Below are 1,552 nucleotides of genomic sequence, written 5' to 3'. Positions count from 1 at the left end.
TCAGGAGAATACTTAATGGCGTTGTATAACAAATTGGTTAATGCCAACGAAATAATCTTCTCATCCTGATGTATAGTAAGATCCTCTATATTAAGGGGATAATTAATTTTTTGACCTGTTTTTAGTAACATATTCGCATTATAAATTACCTCATTAACAACTTTACTAAGCGAAAAATCATTAAGTCTATAAACTTCTTTTCCCTTCTCTAATCGCTCAATAGATAAAAAATCATTCAATATTCCGGTAAGATGATGTACCCCTGTTTTAATAGATTTTAAATGTTTCTCCCTGATATCCTGCTGTTCAGTAGATGTATATTTACCAACCAATGTGGCTGAGGTAAGGATAGTGCTTAAAGGAGTTTTGAACTCATGAGAAACCATCGAAAGGAATTTGGTCTTTAGATTGTTCAGTTCCTTTTCTTTGTCCAAAGCTTCCTCAAGTTCCTTGGTTCTTAGTGCAACCGTTTTTTCGAGTTTTTGAGTATAATTTTTTCGTTCAGAAATATCCAGGACAATGGCTACTATCAAAATTTTATTACCAAGACTGGAGGATTGCAAATGAATTTCAGCAGGATATGTTGTTCCATCCTTGCGCCTAAACTGGGTTTCAAATGTAATTTTCTTTTTACTACTTAACTGTAAGGGATCTAGAATTTCCCTGAACCGATCTTCAGTAATACCCGTAATAAGATCTGTTATTGTTAATCTTTTAATTTCTCTAATGGTATATCCAGTATTCTTATGGCCACCATAATTTACATGTGTGAACCCTAGTGTTACCGCATCAAAAACATATATCTCGTTAAGAGATTCATCAAAAATCTTTAGGAAATGTCTTATCTCTTCTTCCGCTTTTACGCGGTTGGTTATATTATTTTGAATTCCTACAAAATGTGTGATCTTACTATCTTTATTTCGGATTGGATTAATAGAGACTTCATTCCAGAATAAGGTGCCGTCCTTTTTGTAATTCCTCACCCGTACCTGGCACCTTTTGCCTGCTGCTATGGCCTTATGCATTATTTTAACTCCTCTTTGGTCATTGTCGCCTTTCTGGAGGAACCTGCAATTTTTATTAAGGACTTCAGATTCTGAATATCCGGTAAGTTTCTTAAATGCCCTGTTCACATATATAATAGGATTATCCTCTTTTAATGCATCTGAAATGACAATACCGTTTTGGGTAGCCTCCAAAGCTTCACTTTTTACATTTAAGTTTTTTTCAATTTCTATTCTTTCCGACAAATCATGGACTAGTGCCAGAACATAAGTTCTTTCATAAATTGTAAAAGGATTAAAATTTACAGTCAAAGGAAATTCCTCGCCAGATTTTCTCCTTCCCTGCACACAACGCCCACCGTCCATTGAATCTTTCTTTGTGTGCTTGAAATATTTTTTAAGATGTTCTTTATGGGCATTTTTAAACTTATCAGGAATTATTTCAGAAATAGGTTTTCCTAAAAGTTCATCATGGGAAAAATCAAAGAGACGTGCTGCTTTTTTGTTAATAGAGACAATTAGCTGATCCTGATTAACCACTATTATTC

General features: G+C 34.1%; 1 protein-coding gene. It reads right to left on the bottom strand.

The window, feature by feature from the left end:
* Positions 1-1,552, bottom strand: a 1,552-nt coding sequence (locus WBN20_RS10365; RefSeq protein WP_424281630.1) for a PAS domain S-box protein, incomplete at both ends; no start/stop codon positions are given.

The sequence above is a fragment of the Eudoraea sp. genome, from assembly GCF_049665975.1.
Lineage (GTDB): Bacteria > Bacteroidota > Bacteroidia > Flavobacteriales > Flavobacteriaceae > Eudoraea.
This window is presented reverse-complemented; position numbering and strand designations above follow the sequence as displayed.